Here is a 16,473-nt window from a genome sequence, read left to right on the forward strand (position 1 = left end):
TGGTGGGTCACCGGAGACTCGAACTCCGAACCAATTGATTAAGAGTCAACTGCTCTACCAATTGAGCTAGTGACCCACTCGCTTGACGCAGGTGTGTTTATAGAAAATCCCCCCCCCTTCGTCAAGCATTTTTTTTATAAAAAATCATTTTTTTTGAACTTTGTAAAAAATATGTTACTTTTCAATGTATTATAATTATACATTGCGGACAGGCCACACCTGCCGGAGCCCACGCATCAGCATTCTCGTGATGTGAAGAAGCGTCATGGCACATACTATGCCCGCCGCAATGGCCGCCGCAAGAAGCAGCGTGTAAAGAATCTGCTGGGCAAAGGCGCTCCACTGCCCGCTCACGGCAAAGCTCATGGAGCGATACAGGGAAGCTCCGGGCACCATGGGGATGGCCGCCGGGACAAGAAACACCGTGGTAGGCGTTTTTTTCAGACGTGACAGTGGATCGGCATACACGGTGAAACAGGCGGACGCCAGGAAAAAGCGTATGACGTCGCTTTGATACCACTCGCCGAGGGCAAGATAGACTGCCCATCCTATCAGACCTCCGAGTCCTGCCCAGAAAAGTCTGGCGGACTGCACATTAAAAAGCACGGCGAAGCCGAGTGCACCAGTAAAAGCCGTAACAAGCTGAATGAGCCAGTCGGGTATAATCATGAGCATATCTCACCAGATAAGCGTGGGCAGCGCAAAACCGAAAGCAATGAGCGCTGCCAGCACGAAAGCGTTGCAGAATCCAAGAAGTGCAGACAGCGTATCTCCGTTGAAGACGTCGCGGATGGAGTTGGTGAGCTGCATTCCGGGAATGAGCAGCATGATGTTGCCGATGCTGATCTTTTCCGCTGAGCATCCGAATCCGACAGAAACAAAGAAAAGCGCAAGACAGCCGCCCGCAAACGACCATAGAACGGCCGCCACCGTGGAGGGAAGCTGAAGAAGACGGGATACGGAATCCATGTATTTCAGAAACAGACCGATGACGGCAGAAGCTGCGGCATCCAGCCAGGAGCCTCCGAAAAACAGCGTAAAGGACGCGGAGATCAGGGCATGTATGGCCAGCATGGTTCCAAAGGAATACTGAGGCGTGCCCGTTCGTATTTCTTCAAGCTCGTTTTCCACGACCTCGAAAAGCGGCATTTCCTCACATATGCGACGGGAAAGGGCATTGAGGCGCGCAAGCTTGAACAGATCGTATTTGGTGGACGTGATGCGCCTTGTCTGCGTCACCGCACCGAACATGGGGGAATACACGGTCACCACAATGGCCGAGGTAATGGTGAACACATCCACCTTTTCCGCACCGTAGGCCAGGCAGATGCGACGAACGCTGTCCTCCACACGACTGACCTCGGCGCCGCTGATGAGCATTTCCTCACCGATGTTCAGCGCGTTGAACAGAAACTCGCGCGCGTAGTCGATGGAAGAGGAATGCTGCAGCGCAACCTGTTCCGCCAGATAGTATCTCGCCATAATTAAACCATCACTTGAAGATTTTTTCGTCCCGGACGTTCTGTAAACCGCCGTCTTCCGAAACAATAGCGTCAGGCTGCCAAGAGCTATAAAAGAGCCTCTCAAGGCTTGTCAATGGTACAAAAGCATCCCTGAAAAAGACGCCGGAACAGAAGATATCCGACCTTTGTACGCTCTCCTCCCATGTTCCATGAAGCCCCCACCTTCGCCGGATCCGGCGCGCGTTTCCGCACACAGTGCCAGGAAAGAATGACGCCCCTGACCACGTCAGACCGGCAACGAGCGCAGGAATCCGGTTCTGCGCGCGAGCGCCGTGGTGCAGAGCGCCGGAGATCGCCTGCCCTCATGGGAAGTATGCGAGAGTCTGCGCCGCGCTGCATGACGAAATCCATATTCCAGACGTCGCTCGTCCGTCATCCGCTTCTGAAAGCCCTGCGCCGCGCTTCAATTCTCCATAGACGCAGAACGGGCTGAACAGGCATGGTTTTCGCTGTTGCGACATTCATTGCTTCGAATGCTCCGTGCCCTGCCTGCCTACGCGTGACGCTCCCGTCTGCTCAGAAAACGCGTCTGTTTGGAACATGCGCAAAGTACCGCTTAAAGCAAAAGAGCGCCCCACAAGAGGCGCTCTTTCCAAAAACAAAGATACGTTCCTACTGGGCGGCTTCAGCAGGAGCCGCAGGCTGAGCCGCGGGAGCTTCGGCAGCAGTCGGAGTCTGTCCGGCAGCGGGGGCCGGAGCGGCTTCCGTCGTCTGAGCGGCGGGCGCAGCGGGTGCGACAGGTGCAGTGTCGGCCACCGGAGCGGGCACTTCCTCAAACTGCACATCAAGCACGGACTCCTGAGACGTACGGGTAGAGCTCGTCATGATGTTGTAGCCCAGAGAAGTGCAGATGAAAATGACGGCAAGAAACGTGGTCAGCTTGGCGAGCACGCCGCCGGCGCCGGCGCTGCCGAACACGGAGCTGTTGCCCCCGCCGCCGAAAATGACGCCCATGCCTTCACGGCCGGACTGGAGAAGCACCAGCACGACAAGGATGATGCATACGATAACATGAAGAGTCAGGATGGCTGTCTGCACGCGAAAAGCTCCTTAACTAGGCATTGATGATCTGAGTAAAGCTGTCAGCTTTCAAAGAAGCTCCTCCTACCAGCACACCGTCCACATTGTCAAGAGCAAGGATGCTTCCGGCATTGGCGGGCTTCACGCTGCCGCCGTACAGAAGAGGAGTGCTGTCGGCCTTGTCGCCGAGAACTTCACGCATGAGAGCACGGCAGATGGCATGAGTTTCCACGATGTCGTCGGTGGTGGCGGTCTTGCCGGTACCTATGGCCCATACAGGCTCGTAGGCAATGGCGAGAGACTCGGCGGGCGTATCGGCGGGCACGTTCTTCAGACCGAGCTTGAGCTGACGTTCAAGAACGTTGCGGAGAAGACCGGATTCACGTTCTTCCAGCGTTTCGCCGATGCAGAGCATGACGCGAAGGCCGTTTGCCAGGGCAAAGGCCGTCTTCTCACCCACGAAGCTGTCGCTCTCGCCGATGACGTGACGACGTTCGGAGTGGCCGGTCAGCACCCAGGAAGCGCCGCAGGCCTTGATCATGGCAGGCGAAATCTCGCCGGTGAACGCGCCTTCGGCTGCGGGATACACGTCTTCCGCACCACAGGACGCGCCCTTGATGGCTTCCATGGCGCCGCTGGCTCTTTCAAGCGCGGTAAACGGCACGAAAATCACGATTTCACGACCTTCAGGAGCCTGACCGTTCAAAAGCCCGGCCATGGCCTGCACGGTTTCCACGGCCTCGGCGCCGGTCTTGTACATCTTCCAGTTGGCAGCCATCAGCTTCTTCATAACTACATCCTCTCTGATCTAAAATGGAATGGGGAGAAGGTACGCTTCTCAGACAAAAACACAAGTCCCGTTCAGTTCTGCTCCTCCCCGCCTCTCGACGCACGGGGACAGTGAGCTCTGACGGCACGAATTTCTCTGGCCAGTCCCGTGTCGTCGTCGACGTCGACATAAACGCCGTTCAGGGAAACAGGACCTTTCGCAGGCTTGAAGGGATGCGGCATGCGCGTGAGAAAGCGCGCGAGCACAGGTTCAAAGTCCATGCCGAGAGACGACTGCTCCACCCCGCACATGCCCGCGTCGCTTATGTAGGCCGTACCATGGGGCAGTATCTGGGCATCGGCGGTCTGCACGTGCGTGTGCGTGCCGATGACGGCGCTCACCCTTCCGTCCAGAGCCCAGCCCATGGTCTTCTTTTCTCCCGTGGTTTCGGCGTGAAAGTCCACGATGCGGACGGCAACGCCGTCGAGCTCATGAAGGAGCGTGTGCGTCTCTTCGGCATTCGTAGCATCTTTGCCGCCGTTGTGCAAAGCCAAAAGGGCCGAATGTTCCGCAGCCCCGGGACAGGACGAGCCATCCAGCAAGTTCAGCACGGTACGGAACGGACAGGGAAGCGGATCCATGAACACAGTGCCGAGCAGATTGATCACGGCCAGTCTGCGGCCGTCCCTGAGCGTGTGCACCACATATCCCCGTCCCGGCGCGCCCTCCGGGTAATTGAAGGGACGGACGATGCGGCGATCTCTGTCCAGCCGGGAAAAAATCTCCCGGTGCCGCCATACGTGATTGCCTGCCGTCACAAGGTCCACCCCCGAGGCAAACAGCTCGTCCAGCGTATCCGACGTCATGCCCATGCCTCCGGCAATGTTCTCTCCGTTGGCAATGACCACGTCGAACGACAGTTCTTCAAAAAGTTCCGGCAGATACTGCTTCACCGCAAGTCGCCCTGCCTTGCCCACCACGTCTCCGAGAAAAAGAATGCGCATCAGTCGTTCGCTCCGCGGCCGCTGCGGCAATCTTCAAGCATTGCATGAAGTTTCTCCCTCGCCGCACGCAGTCCCGGCTCGTCGGGCAGCCCCTCAAGCACCTTTTCCATGAGCCCGCTTTCGGCCAGAGCACGCCGTGTGGCGGCAAAGCGCAGTTCATGCATCCAGGTACCGAGCAGCAGGCGAAAGTCGTTGACGAAACGAAGATCCGTATATCGGGCGACGCGCCCGGCAAGCACGTCCTCCGCCACTTTCGGCGTCCAGAGGCCGGGGTCGTCCTTCACGTGAAGGAGCACGGCGTCCCGTTCCGGAAGCGCGTTGTCGAGGTAGCCGACCATGACGCGGAAAATATCCAGCTTGTCGCTGTCCCTTACCACGTCGGTCACGAAGCGGGCTTGCCGGGAAAGCATGGGAGAAAGCGCGTAGCGGTTGTGCAGCAGCACGGCGCAGCACGCCAGATGGGCGACCCTGGGCTTCTCATCCTTCAAAAAGCCCTCGTCGCGCATGGTGCGAAAGCTCAGCTCCGCATGATTGACCGACTTTGCGTCCAGAAACGTACGGAACTGCCGAAACTGCGGAAAGCGGCCGCAGTCATGATACAGCGCCGCAAGCACCGCCGCGCGGCAGGCATCGTCACAAAGGGCCCAGGCGCGCTCCGCATGATCTCCGGCAAGGGAGTCGACAACGGCTTCGGCGTGCTCCACGACCCTGAGCGTATGCTCGACCTTGAGCCGGAGAGGCGCCGCATCCGGCACGTCGCGAAAGCCGTCGACATAATCGAGAAAGCGCCGGCGATGGGCAGAAAGATCAATGTTCATCCTGCTCCCCCTTCTTCTGCCATTCCTTCAGACGACGTTCCCTGTCCTCGGCCTCCCTCTGACGGATTCGTCTGTTGCTCTCATCCCAGCGGGGGTCGCGGAAAAAGCCTTTCGGACCGTAAAGGCTCCGCAGAAAAAAAATGACGGCGGCAGAAATCAGCACCATGACGATGACGCCGCTGAGCGTACCGGTGAAAAGATCTTCGAGAATCTCGGACAAGAAAACGTCTCCTTCGCTGAATTTGCCCGATAGTATCCGCTGAAGATGCCGGACGCAAGTGTCGCCCGCCGGCGCCGTGCCCTGCCCTGCGCTTTACGGAAACTGCCCCCTGTGCTACGTACTTGGCACGGATTTATCATCGGAGTCACCATGTCGAATTTTGTTCATCTTCACTGTCATACGGAGTTCAGTCTCCTTGACGGCGCCATCCGCGTCGCCGATCTGGCGCAGAAGGCCAAGGCTCTCGGCATGCCCGCTGCCGCCATCACGGATCACGGCAACCTTTTCGGCACGGCATACTTCTACTCCGCCTGCAAGGATGCGGGCATTCCCCCTATCATCGGCTGCGAAGTCTATGTCACGCGCGATCATACCGACAAGACCTCCGACTTCGCCAGAGTGCGCCATCACCTCATACTTCTGGCGCAGAATCCCACGGGATACCGCAATCTCATGCACCTTGTCAGCAGAAGCTGGCTCGACGGCTTCCACTACAAGCCGCGCATCGACAAAAAGATGCTTTACGGCTGCACCGACGGTCTCGTGGCGCTTTCCGCCTGCGTGGCGGGCGAAATTCCCCGTACGCTGCTCGGCAGCAACAAGCTCATCACGGGCGGAGGCACCTTTGACGACGCCGTGGCCATAGCCAAAGAATACGCCGCGCTCTTTCCCGAACGCTTCTATCTCGAAGTTCAGGCCAACAGTCTTCCCGAACAGGCCAGAGTGAACGAGGGCATTCTCAAGCTCGCCGAAGCCACGAAACTGCCCCTGGTCGCCACCAACGACTGCCATTACCTCAACGCCGACGACGTGGAGGCGCACGACATTCTTCTCTGCATCCAGACGCAGGCCAAGGTGGACGACGCCAAGCGCTTCCGCTTCGAGGCACGGGATCTCTACTACAAGTCGGAAGAGGAAATGCTCGCCGGTCTCGAGGGCATTCCCCGCGAAGCCATGGAAAACACGCTCAAGATTGCGGATCAGTGCTGTCATCTTGAAATTCAGCTTCATGCGCCGCCCTACCACTTCCCCGTATACGATCTGCCCGAAGGCGTGACTCTGGCAGACGAATTCTGCCGCATGGCCCGGGAAGGCCTGGAAAAGCGTCTGGAAAAGCATCCCCACAAGGATACCATCAATCCGCAGGAGTACCGAGACCGTCTGGAAATGGAGCTCAAGGTCATCTGCGACATGGGCTTTCCCGGCTATTTCCTCATCGTGCAGGACTACATCAACTGGGCCAAGAACAACGGCATTCCCGTCGGCCCGGGCCGCGGTTCCGCCGCCGGTTCCGTAGCGGCCTGGGCGCTCCGCATCACGTCCATCGACCCTCTGCCCAACAAGCTGTTCTTCGAACGCTTCCTCAACGTCGAGCGCGTCAGCATGCCTGATATCGACGTGGACTTCTGCGAAGACAGACGCCTTGAAGTGCTCGAGTACGTCACCCGCAAATACGGCAAGGACAAGGTGTCGCAGATTGCGGCCTTCGGAAAGATGAAGGCCAAGGCCGTGGTGAAGGACGTGGGCCGCGCCATGGGCATACCGTTCAACGAGACGACGCGCATCGCCAAGATGATTCCCGCCGATCTCAAGATGACGCTCAAAAAAGCGCTCGACACGGTGCCCGAGCTGGCGGACGAATACAGGACGAAGCCGGAAGTCAAAAAGCTCATCGACATTTCCCTGCGCCTGGAAGGTCTGACACGCCACGCCTCCACCCATGCCGCAGGCGTGGTGGTGTCCGACAGGCCCATGGAGGAATATCTTCCGCTCTTTGCCGGACGAAAGGGCGAACAGATCGCCGCCTTCGACATGAAGTTCGTGGAAAAGGTCGGCCTCGTGAAGTTCGACTTCCTCGGCCTGCGCACCATGACCGTCATGTCCAACGCGGTGAAGAACATCATCCAGCAGGGCAAGGAAGCCCCGGACATGGAAAACCTGTCCACGGATGATCAGAACGTGTATGACCTTCTGTCCCGCGGCGATACCGACGGCGTGTTTCAGCTCGAAAGCACGGGCATGCGCAAATATCTCAGAATGCTCAAGCCCTCGGGCTTTGAGGATCTCGTGGCAATGCTCGCCCTGTACCGTCCCGGCCCGCTCAATTCGGGCATGGTCGACGAGTTCATCAAGCGCAAGCACGGAGAAATCGAAGTCTCCTATCCGCTGCCCGAGCTTGAACCCTGCCTGAAGGACACCTACGGCGTTATCGTCTATCAGGAACAGGTCATGCAGATCGCGCAGATCACCGCCAAATACACCCTCGGCGGCGCAGACCTTCTGCGACGGGCCATGGGCAAGAAAAAGGCCGAGAAAATGGCCAAGCAGCGCGACATTTTCCTCAAGGGGGCGTCCGAACGAGGCGTCGCCAAGGAAACGGCCAACGAAATCTTCGACCTCATGGAAAAATTTGCCGAATACGGCTTCAACAAGGCTCATTCCGCAGCCTATGCCTACATCACCTACGTGACGGCATTCTTGAAGTACTACTTCAAGGTTGAGTTCATGGCCGCCCTGCTTTCCTCGGAAATCGGCAACCAGGACAAGATTCTCAACTACATAGCGGCCTGTCGAGACATGAACATCGACGTGCTGCCGCCCAACGTGCAGATCAGTCTGCGCACCTTTACGCCGAGCGGAGACTCCATCGTCTACGGTCTCGGCGGCGTGAAGAACGTGGGCGACGAAGCCATCAATGAAATCGTCCGTTCGCGGGAGGAGGAAGGCCCCTACAAGTCGCTGCTTGACCTGTGCACGCGCGTGAACCTGCGCAAGGTGACCAAACGCGTACTTGAAAGCCTCATCAAGGGCGGAGCCTGCGACTGCTTCGGCGTGAGCCGCGCGGGCATGCTGGCCAGTCTCGACAACGTAGTGGCCAGAGCCCAGAAAAAACAGAAGGAAAAGAACTCTGCCCAGATTTCCCTTCTGGCCTTCTCGCCTTCCGTGGAAGCTGCTCCCATGCCCGGCATAGGCTTTCCCTGCGAGGAACAGGACACCCCGGAATGGGACGACGATCAGAAGCTGACCTTTGAAAAGGATTCCCTGGGCTTCTACCTGACAAGCCACCCGCTTCAGCCCTTCCGCCGCGACATGCAGAGGCTCGGCCTGCTCACGCTCGAAGAAATCAGCGAACTCGGCAAAGGTTCCGTGAAGACCGGCGTCCTCGTGACAGGACTCAAGGAGTTCATCACCAAAAAGGGCGACAAGATGGCCTTCGTGCAGGTGGAAGACCTGACGGGGCATGCCGAAGTCACCATTTTTCCCAAGACCTACGCCGCCATCAAGGAAACGCTGCACGCGGAACGTCCGCTCATTGAGCTGGTGGGAACCGTGGACGCCAAGGATGACGACGACTACGACGATGACGGCGAAGAAGAAAACACCGTCAAGGAAATCAAGCTGCTGTGCGACTCGGCAAGACCTCTGCTCGAAGCCTGCATGAGCAGCGATCATCCGGTGCTGTTCCCCTACCCCGTCACCTGCACGAGCGATGCCGACATTGCAGAGTTCAAGGCCATTCTGGAAAAGCACAAGGGAAGCTCTTCCGTACAGATTCAGTTTGAACTCAACAACCGCTCCTGCATCATGGAACTCGGCCCGCGCTGGAGAGTGCAGGCCAGTCCTCAGCTCAACAAGGATATGGACGCCTGGGCCAAGGCCAGAATGGCGCTGAGACAGTAAGCGACAGACTGTCCGTTGCAAGGAAAGCGCTCCGGCATTCCGCGCGACGGACGGCTCTTCGGCCCCGTACCGTCATGGCATGACAGACCAGAGGCGCAAAAGACGTCTGCCGGACAAAAGCAGCAACGCTGCGCCCCTTGCCGCGGAAAGCCGGACAACGAAAAAGGCATTTGAACGCCCGACGACGCGCAACATCCGGTCTTCTTCGGGCAACGCTCCGCATCCCGCTCACAGACAAGGAGACATCATGAAAAAAGCCATATGGAGACTCACCATACGCGGTGACTTTGCGGCCGCCCACGCGCTGCGCCACTACCAGGGCAAGTGCGAGGATCTGCACGGTCACAACTACCTGGTGGAAATGGTCGTGGAAGGCGAAACCCTCACCCCGGACACTGAACTCGTGGCGGACTTCACCGCGCTGAAAAAGGAACTCCGGGCGGAACTTGCCACCATCGACCACAAGTATCTCAACGAGCTGCCGCCGTTTGACGTCATCAATCCTTCGTCGGAAAACCTCGCCCGCTACCTGTACGGCAGAATGAAGGAACGCCTGGCATCCATGCCGGTGCGCATGCACAGCATGACCGTGGGGGAAACGCCCGTGCAGTCCGCAACCTATCAGGAAATCGACGACTGATGCCATCCTTTCCCGCAGGCGTCCTGCTGGCGCGTCTTGCAGCATGCGGACGTCCCGTCGCAAAAGAGGCCGCCCGTCGTCTCGACGTCCGTGAGGCGCCGGACTTCGGTCCTGTTCCTCTTCTGTGCCGGCAGGCCGCGTACCGGCGCACGTCCGACGATGCGCTTCTTCCGCACGGACGAGACGGAGTTCTGGCCGTCTGCGGCTTTGCCCTGAGTCTTCTCGAGGAAGCGGAACAGCAGACGCTTTTTCCCCGGCTCTGTGCCGAAGCCGGGCATACGTTCTTTCTCGACTTCAAAACGCCGGAACGCAATCTGGAATGGCCGTCCGCGCTGCTTTTTGCTCCGCTCCGGCACGCCGTGTCACGCTGCGTACTGGAAACGCAGGGCGGCATGGAAGGAGTCCTTTACCGGGAAAGGCCCCGTTTTTCCGTACTTTCCCGACACACGCTGCTCGGCGGAGCGCTCTGCGGCATTCTTGTGCGGAACTCCTTTATCTGAAGTCCGTGCGCGCCCCTTTGCTCATACGTATTCAGGCAAAGGCCATTTCCCCTGTCTCCGCCCTCACGGCAGGAACTTTTGCCTTGTCGATGCACTGTCCGCAGACATTCCGGCCCGATCTGGCCATGCCTGAGGCAGGCTCTTTCCCCGGATCGACGTATGCTTTTTGCGACTCGCGCGTCTTTGTCCGGCAAACACCGCAGGCCGGGAACCGTCAGCGCCCGCACACTCGCTTCTCCCCACAACACGCAGCATCACGCATCGGCCGCCGCGTCCTGAAGCAGAAAAACCGGCTCCGCCGTCTTTGTTCTGCAAAGATGCAGACAACAGTGACGAGCGATTGTCTCTCTGCAGACAGAATGCGCACGTCAGAAAACGCTCTGCTTCATGAGCAGAGTACCGGGCTCAGAGACAACGCTGCGACGGATCAGAAAAACCGACCGCACCTGCCCTGGTGATGAAAAAGAAACGTCCTGCGCTAGCTGCGGGGCAGTTCCATGGAAGCGCCCTGCTCCACGGCGGGCGTCGGAGCTTCGGGCTCCGCCTTCTCTCCCGGCATGCCCATAAGCGCACCGAGCTGCCCCTTGAAAATGATATGCGTGGCGGTCTCATCTGCAAGCTCGCCGAGATCCATGAGCTTTTCCAAAAACTCCAGAATCTCTCCGCGGCGTTCCTCCACCGACCACTTGAAATCTTCCTCAAGATTGCCGGACTTAAGATATTCTTCCAGTTCGGCAATGTATTTCGCATTGAGCATGGCCATTGTTCTGACTCCGTTTGTTTCAGGCTGGAAAAAGATCGGCATCTGGCTGCCTGGGCGTTCACATCATACCGCCGCGCTTTCGGGAAAGCAGCTCGCTTTCCACCATGCACTGTCTGGCCAGCGCCACCATGACGGGACCGGCAATGATGCCCACCGCACCGAACACGGCAAGACTGCAGACGATGGACAGAAGAAGCACCACCATGGACACTTCGATGCCTGTCTTGAGAAAATACGGGCGCAGCAGGTTGTCGGAACCGGAAACCACTATGCTGCCCCACGCCAGCAGCATGAGCGCCGACCCGAGGGACTGCGTCGCCCAGAGATACACGGTTATGGGCAACCACACAATGGCTGTTCCTGCAAGCGGAATGACCGCTGAAAACACGGCAAGAAGTCCCCAGAACGCCGGATCGGGCACATTGAGAAAACGCAGGCCTATGCCGGTAAGCGTTCCCTGAATGATGGGCACGAACACAATGCTGATGAAGACGGAACGGCTGGCGTTGTGCAACACGGAAACAAAGCGGTCCACCATGTCGTCGTTCCGGGGAAATACCTGAAGCACGACCCGTCGAATGGCGGGAGCGTATACGACAATAAGACAGGTGAACACAATGAAAAGGAAAATGGCCCATACCATGCCCATGGTGTCGCCTGCAAGATTCAGCCCCTTGGAAAGCACGTTCTTGATGACCGTGTTGACCACGGCATTGAAGTCGCTTTCAAGCTTGTCAAGATATTCCTGGGCGTTGGGAACATTCTCCACAAAAATTCTGTATCCCTCTTCAAGATAGTAGGAAATGGCCGGAGGTATGGGATGGCCGTCCTGCCACCAGGCACTGAGCCGCCTTGCCCCTTCCAGCGCCTGCGGCACGACCATGCCTATGACAATGCTGATGGGCGTCCCCACACAGACCACAAGTCCTACGGAAAAGCAGACGATGGTTCCGGTCTTGGACATTCTCGCACGCAGCCACCGGTACACGGGCAGCGTAAGTGCCGCCGTGACGGCCGCAACAAACGCACTCGTGGGATAGGGAGACAGCAACGCGAACCATATGATAATTGCAACGACAGCCAGACAGCGGGCCATGAATCCTCCATGATGAGAGATGCGGAACATTCCGACATCGCTTCAAAGGTACTGGGGATCGGCGACGATGTCCAGTTTTGAAGACTACCGCCTGACCTCTGCCTGTTTGAACAAACAAACGACTTGCCTTTATCCCTGCAATAAGGCAAACCTGAACCCGTCAGAACCATTCTCCGACCGCGGGCACTTCCAAAGATCAGGCGCAGAAAAACGTACCCGCCGGAGCGTCACCTTTTTCACGGCCGAGGCCTTTTCAAGGCTTTGGCGTATCCATGGCGGACACAGTCAAGACAATGAACATGAAAACCATCACGAAAAAGGAAGCCCTTCTGCAGGCTGCCAAGGAACTGTTCGGCGAATACGGCTTTGCCGAAACCACGTTCAAAAAGATTTCCGACAGGGCAGGCGTTGCACTCGGACTTCTCACCCATCATTACGGCAACAAGGAAAAGCTGTTCTTTGCCGCCGGCATGGACGTCCTCGAACATTTTCTGCGCGTTCTTTGCTCAGCCACGGAAGGAACGCCGGACGGACTTTCCGGCGTGCTCTCCTTCTGCCGTGCCTATCTCGAATTTTCCATCGACCCGCATACCAACTGGCTCGTGCTCGTGCGCTGCTCCCCCTACAGCGACATGAAGGCCAGCGACGACAGGGAAGTCATGCTCCGCAAGTTTGCAGAAGTACACCATCTGCTTGAACAGCAGCTTCAGCGGGGCGTGGCCGACGGCACGGTCACGAAACTCACGCCCTCGAGCACCGCGCAGGTCATTGTCGGTCTCATGGTCGGCGCCAACCGCACAAGGGTGCTTACGCCCTACACGTACGGCTCGTCCGAAAACTTCTATACGGAAACCCTTACCTTTGTTGAACGGGCCGTTTCCAGCGGCACGAACAGGAGCTGACGCCATGGACTCCCTCCTCACCGCCGGCATGCTCGGCCTTGTGGAAGGCCTCACCGAATTCCTTCCCATCTCCTCTTCCGGTCACCTTGTCATCGCCTCCGACCTCCTGGGTTTTTCCGGTTCAAAGGCATCCACCTTCGAGGTCGTCGTTCAGGTGGGCGCCATCCTGGCCGTGCTCGTGCTCTACTGGAAGCGCTTTTTCGGACTTCTGCGCCCGACGGAACGCTCCGGGGCCTTTTCCGGACTTCGGGGCATCATGCTCCTTGTGCTCACGAGCCTGCCCGCCTCCGTACTGGGTCTTCTTCTGCACGGTTTCATCAAGTCTCTGTTCACTCCTGCCACAGTGACCGCCGCCCTCGTATGCGGAGCCCTGCTCATGCTGGCGGTAGAACATCTGGTCGCTCACCGTCAGGATCGCATGCCGGTGCAGACGCTGGACCAGCTTTCAGCCGCGCAGGCCCTCGGCATAGGCTGCTTCCAGTGCCTTGCCCTGTGGCCGGGCTTTTCCCGTTCCGCCTCCACGCTCATGGGCGGCATGATTCTCGGCGTACGGCGCGAAGTGGCTGCGGAGTACTCCTTCATCGCGGCCGTACCCATCATCATCGGAGCCGCAGGCTACGACCTTCTCAAGTCCCTGTCGCTGTTTTCATCCGCCGACATTCCCTTCTTCATCGTCGGTTCCGCGGTCGCCTTCATCTCCGCCATTGCGGCCATACGAATCTTTATTTCCATTCTCGGTCGCAACACGTTGAAACCGTTTGCTATCTATCGTCTCATTCTGGCTGTTCCGGTCTATTTCTTCATGGTGCGCTGAAAAAAATTTGCCCAAAGGCGAAAAAAATGCTTGCCAAGGACGAATGTTTTCTATAAGTACATTCCTGCGCCGGGTGATTCCGGGGTTACGGCAAGGTAGCTCAGTTGGTTAGAGCATACGGTTCATACCCGTAGTGTCGAGAGTTCAAATCTCCCCCTTGCTACCATAACAATAAGAAAGTCCAGGATTTTTCTTGGACTTTTTTTTATGCCTTCTCAAGCCTCGGCGCAGCGTTTTCTGTTGCGCCGAGGCGCATGACACGCTTATCATTCCCATTCGGAGTTTTTCCATGGCTTCCCCTTCCCGTCCTCAACGCATTCAGGTATTCGGTCACAAGAATCCCGATACCGACTCCGTCATCGCCGCCATTGCGCTGGCGGAACTGCAGAATCAGCGAGGCATGCCCTCCAGCCCGAAAATTCAGGGCAGCACCAGCCCCGAAACCAACTTCGTCATGCAGCGCTTCAACATCAAGCCTCCGCGCATCATGGAAAGCGTTGCCGGTCGTCAGGTGAGTCTGGTGGATTTTTCCGATCTGGCCCAGGCCCCGCAGGGCTTCGACAGCAGCACCATCGTCTCCGTCGTGGATCATCATAAGCTCGGCGACGTCACCACTGCCGCGCCTCTGGAAATGTGGGTATGGCCCGTGGGCTGCAGCAACACCATTCTGAAGAACATGTACGACTTCTACGGCGGCTATGTTCCCACCTACCTCGCCGGAGGCATGCTCTGCGCCATTCTGTCCGACACCGTGCTCTTCCGCTCCCCCACCACCACCGACGCCGACCGCCGTGCCGCGGCGGAGCTTGCGGAAATCGCAGGTGTGGACGACATCATGGAACTCGGCATGGAAATGTTCCGCGCCAAGTCCGATCTGCACGACTCCGCCGACAACCTTTTCCAGCGTGACTACAAGGAATTCGACATCAACGGACGCAAGGTCGGCATAGGTCAGCTTGAACTCATGGATGCCGGCATGATCGACCCCATCAAGGCTGATCTGTTCCGGGCCGCCCGCAAGCTCATGGAAGAAAACGGCTGCCACACCGTCATGTTCCTTGCCACCGACATCATGAAGGAAGGCTCGCAGATGCTGGTGGCCTCCCGCGATCTGTCCGTCACGGAAAAGGCGTTCAACGTCCGTCTCGACACCTACAGAATGCCCAAGGTTCGCAACGTAGCTCCGGCTTATGCAAGAGAGGGCAGTTCCGATTATCACGAACACGAGAGCGCGCCCGACACGCCCTGGGCCGACGCTCTGGCCGAGCACTGGATGCCCGGCATGATGAGCCGTAAGAAACAGGTTCTGCCTTTTCTCATGGACGCCTTTAATTCGCTTGACTAATCCGAAGACAATGTGTATTGTCTCTTTCCGATGGCAAGGTAGCTCAGTTGGTTAGAGCATACGGTTCATACCCGTAGTGTCGAGAGTTCAAATCTCCCCCTTGCTACCAGAAAAACATGGTCCCGGGATGTTTCATCCCGGGATTTTCTGTTTAATATCTCATGCCTCTCTTTTGCAGAATCCACTGCGTTCTGCAACGGGTGCACCATCCCCCGGCATACCTACCTCCTGACATACCCCTTTGCGTGCCGCCCACACCCTCGAAAATCGTCGATACACGACAGCCCTCTCACGCTGCGTTTTTGCTGAAAAAACGCTTCATGCCTTCTCATCCCCACGACAGTCCCCGCAAATCCGCCCTTTCTGAAAAACGAACGCACGCCCGGAAACGGCATTTCGCCCTGCGTCTTCTTCCCGCTGTCGCCGTTCTTCCAGAAATCCCTTTTTCCCCTTATTTGCTGCTTTTCATACATGATTTCGCGATCCTCAAACAAGTTTTTATTGTCACGAAAATAGACATGAGGCCAGAAATAGGTTATTGCTGAAAGAAACATGTATGTACCTTGCTCCCGAATCGGGGACATGCGTGTAACTCATGAAACTATCAAGTTTTTTCCATTAACTACACTAAGGAGCTTCATTCATGGCGTACACACGTAGAAGCTTTCTGAAAATGGTCGGCGCAGGGGCCATGTGCCTTTCGCTCGCCCATTTTGGATTTGATCTGAAGGAGGCGAAGGCCTACGCCACGTCTCTGAAAATTGAAGGAGCGAAGGAAGTCACCACCGTGTGCCCCTTCTGCGCCGTCTGCTGCCAGGTCATCGCGTATGTAAAGGACGGCAAGCTCATTTCCACGGAAGGCGACCCCGACTTTCCCGTCAACGAAGGCAGCCTCTGCGCCAAGGGCGCAGCCCTTCTTTCCATGTATACCGGCGAACATCGCCTCACCAAGCCCATGTACCGCGCGCCCTACAGCGACAAGTGGGTGGAAAAGGACTGGGACTGGACGCTCGAACAGATCGCCCGCCGCGTGAAGACCGCCCGCGACAACGACTTCATCGTGAAGAACGCCAAGGGGCAGACCGTCAACAGGCTTGAGTCCGTGTTTTGCATGGGCACCTCTCATGCCTCAAACGAAGAGTGCGCCGTCATTCATCAGGCGATGCGCAGCCTGGGGGTCGTCCATATCGACCACCAGGCGCGTGTCTGACACAGCCCGACTGTACCGGCTCTGGCAGAGTCGTTCGGACGTGGGGCTATGACGAATCACTGGATCGACATCAAGAACTCTGATGCCATCCTGATTATGGGCAGCAATGCTGCAGAACATCATCCCGTATCCTTCAAGTGGATCATGCGGGCCAAGGACGCCGGGGCG

At 57.6% G+C, this 16,473-nt stretch carries 17 protein-coding genes and 3 tRNA genes; 9 read left to right on the forward strand and 11 right to left on the reverse strand.

The window, feature by feature from the left end:
* The 8 genes from Q0J81_RS07245 to Q0J81_RS07280 form a co-directional block, all read right to left on the reverse strand.
* A tRNA-Lys gene (locus Q0J81_RS07245) sits at positions 1 to 76 on the reverse strand.
* Positions 77 to 195: 119 nt separating this feature from the next.
* Complete coding sequence (locus tag Q0J81_RS07250) at positions 196 to 669, reverse strand: threonine/serine exporter family protein (RefSeq protein WP_294446875.1); 474 nt, start codon at positions 667 to 669, stop codon at positions 196 to 198.
* 9 nt (positions 670 to 678) lie between these two features.
* Positions 679 to 1,482: a threonine/serine exporter family protein gene (locus Q0J81_RS07255; protein WP_294446877.1), complete on the reverse strand. Its 804-nt coding sequence runs from the start codon at positions 1,480 to 1,482 to the stop codon at positions 679 to 681.
* A 653-nt stretch (positions 1,483 to 2,135) separates the two neighbouring features.
* Positions 2,136 to 2,561 carry a preprotein translocase subunit SecG gene (gene secG, locus Q0J81_RS07260; RefSeq protein ID WP_294446880.1) on the reverse strand — a complete coding sequence of 142 codons (426 nt, stop codon included), beginning with the start codon at positions 2,559 to 2,561 and terminating at the stop codon, positions 2,136 to 2,138.
* Between the two features lie 16 nt (positions 2,562 to 2,577).
* A complete protein-coding gene (tpiA, locus tag Q0J81_RS07265) occupies positions 2,578 to 3,333 on the reverse strand; it encodes a triose-phosphate isomerase (protein ID WP_294446882.1) in 756 nt (251 codons plus the stop codon).
* Positions 3,334 to 3,404: 71 nt separating this feature from the next.
* Positions 3,405 to 4,316 (reverse strand): TIGR00282 family metallophosphoesterase, encoded by a 912-nt coding sequence (locus Q0J81_RS07270; RefSeq protein ID WP_294446883.1) that lies wholly within the window; start codon positions 4,314 to 4,316, stop codon positions 3,405 to 3,407.
* On the reverse strand, positions 4,316 to 5,134 hold the full coding sequence (locus Q0J81_RS07275) for an HD domain-containing protein (RefSeq protein WP_294446885.1): 819 nt from the start codon (positions 5,132 to 5,134) through the stop codon (positions 4,316 to 4,318). Before Q0J81_RS07275 ends, Q0J81_RS07270 begins: the two co-directional genes overlap by 1 nt.
* The gene (locus Q0J81_RS07280; protein WP_294446887.1) at positions 5,124 to 5,354 is read right to left on the reverse strand and encodes a hypothetical protein; all 231 of its coding nucleotides are present in this window, start codon (positions 5,352 to 5,354) and stop codon (positions 5,124 to 5,126) included. The genes Q0J81_RS07275 and Q0J81_RS07280 overlap by 11 nt, the downstream gene beginning before the upstream one ends.
* Positions 5,355 to 5,504: 150 nt before the next feature.
* On the opposite strand from Q0J81_RS07280, the gene dnaE reads away from it, so the two are divergent.
* From dnaE to Q0J81_RS07295, 3 genes are all read left to right on the forward strand, one after another.
* On the forward strand, positions 5,505 to 9,035 hold the full coding sequence (gene dnaE, locus Q0J81_RS07285; protein ID WP_294446889.1) for a DNA polymerase III subunit alpha: 3,531 nt from the start codon (positions 5,505 to 5,507) through the stop codon (positions 9,033 to 9,035).
* A gap of 247 nt (positions 9,036 to 9,282) precedes the next feature.
* Positions 9,283 to 9,675, forward strand: a complete 393-nt coding sequence (gene queD / locus Q0J81_RS07290; RefSeq protein WP_294446891.1) for a 6-carboxytetrahydropterin synthase QueD — start codon at positions 9,283 to 9,285, stop codon at positions 9,673 to 9,675.
* Positions 9,675 to 10,175, forward strand: coding sequence for a hypothetical protein (locus Q0J81_RS07295; protein WP_294446893.1), 501 nt, complete (start codon positions 9,675 to 9,677; stop codon positions 10,173 to 10,175). The genes queD and Q0J81_RS07295 overlap by 1 nt, the downstream gene beginning before the upstream one ends.
* 478 nt (positions 10,176 to 10,653) lie before the next feature.
* Here the strand turns inward: Q0J81_RS07295 and Q0J81_RS07300 are convergent, their stop codons facing one another.
* Together Q0J81_RS07300 and Q0J81_RS07305 are read right to left on the reverse strand one after the other, a co-directional pair.
* Positions 10,654 to 10,932, reverse strand: a complete 279-nt coding sequence (locus tag Q0J81_RS07300; protein WP_294446900.1) for a hypothetical protein — start codon at positions 10,930 to 10,932, stop codon at positions 10,654 to 10,656.
* Between the two features lie 64 nt (positions 10,933 to 10,996).
* Positions 10,997 to 12,034 carry an AI-2E family transporter gene (locus Q0J81_RS07305; RefSeq protein WP_294446894.1) on the reverse strand — a complete coding sequence of 346 codons (1,038 nt, stop codon included), beginning with the start codon at positions 12,032 to 12,034 and terminating at the stop codon, positions 10,997 to 10,999.
* 293 nt (positions 12,035 to 12,327) lie between these two features.
* Here Q0J81_RS07305 and Q0J81_RS07310 point away from each other — a divergent pair, with 293 nt between their 5' ends.
* The 5 genes from Q0J81_RS07310 to Q0J81_RS07330 all read left to right on the forward strand — a co-directional run bounded on the left by Q0J81_RS07310 (position 12,328) and on the right by Q0J81_RS07330 (position 15,204).
* Entirely contained in the window at positions 12,328 to 12,936 is a 609-nt protein-coding gene (locus Q0J81_RS07310; protein WP_294446901.1) for a TetR/AcrR family transcriptional regulator, read from the forward strand.
* A gap of 4 nt (positions 12,937 to 12,940) precedes the next feature.
* Entirely contained in the window at positions 12,941 to 13,750 is an 810-nt protein-coding gene (locus tag Q0J81_RS07315; protein WP_294446895.1) for an undecaprenyl-diphosphate phosphatase, read from the forward strand.
* Positions 13,751 to 13,839: 89 nt separating this feature from the next.
* Positions 13,840 to 13,916: transfer RNA gene (locus Q0J81_RS07320), tRNA-Met, on the forward strand.
* A gap of 123 nt (positions 13,917 to 14,039) precedes the next feature.
* Complete coding sequence (locus Q0J81_RS07325; protein ID WP_294446896.1) at positions 14,040 to 15,095, forward strand: manganese-dependent inorganic pyrophosphatase; 1,056 nt, start codon at positions 14,040 to 14,042, stop codon at positions 15,093 to 15,095.
* Positions 15,096 to 15,127: 32 nt separating this feature from the next.
* Positions 15,128 to 15,204 (forward strand) — tRNA-Met (locus Q0J81_RS07330).
* Positions 15,205 to 15,316: 112 nt separating this feature from the next.
* Here the strand turns inward: Q0J81_RS07330 and Q0J81_RS07335 are convergent.
* Positions 15,317 to 15,649 carry a hypothetical protein gene (locus Q0J81_RS07335; protein WP_294446898.1) on the reverse strand — a complete coding sequence of 111 codons (333 nt, stop codon included), beginning with the start codon at positions 15,647 to 15,649 and terminating at the stop codon, positions 15,317 to 15,319.
* A gap of 89 nt (positions 15,650 to 15,738) precedes the next feature.
* Between Q0J81_RS07335 and Q0J81_RS07340 the strand changes: the two genes are divergently transcribed.
* Positions 15,739 to 16,473: molybdopterin-dependent oxidoreductase (locus Q0J81_RS07340; RefSeq protein WP_294446899.1), on the forward strand; the 735-nt coding region annotated here is incomplete at its 3' end.

Source organism: uncultured Mailhella sp. (assembly GCF_944324575.1).
Classification (GTDB): domain Bacteria; phylum Desulfobacterota; class Desulfovibrionia; order Desulfovibrionales; family Desulfovibrionaceae; genus Mailhella.